Origin of the sequence: Flavobacterium sp. ABG, assembly GCF_001027725.1 — a bacterium.
Classification (GTDB): domain Bacteria; phylum Bacteroidota; class Bacteroidia; order Flavobacteriales; family Flavobacteriaceae; genus Flavobacterium; species Flavobacterium cupriresistens.
On sequence record NZ_LEKS01000085.1, the window covers coordinates 1 to 394 of the forward strand.

Sequence of the window (394 nt, forward strand, 5' to 3'; positions counted from 1 at the left end):
GAATTAATTTCATTCAAAATGTATTTTTTAATATCGGTGGTGTCTTGTTTGATATTTAATTCAGTATTATATATTTTATAATTATTAAGTGTATGTTTAAGTGATTTGATTTCTTGGTCGCTAAATTTTTTGGTTAAAAAAGCAAGTTCAATTTTTTTTGGATTTGAATTAAATCTAATTTTTTTATAAAGTATTGTATATCCTTTGTTTATGAATTCTTTTTCAATGAAAACTTCAATTTTTTGATTGTATTTTTTTTCGTCAATTAGTTTATAAGCAAAATAAATACTGGGCAACATTAGTGTTAAAATTAAAGTTGTTATAATATATTTTACTTGTTTTTGACGTTTTGCATCTACTTGTTGCAATGCAGGATATTTTAATAGTTTGACAA

Annotated in this window: 1 pseudogene; it reads right to left on the reverse strand. The window is 21.6% G+C overall.

What is annotated here, in order from left to right:
• Positions 1-368, reverse strand: a pseudogene (locus AB674_RS21785) (hypothetical protein); the annotation flags it as partial.
• Positions 369-394: the final 26 nt, after the last annotated feature.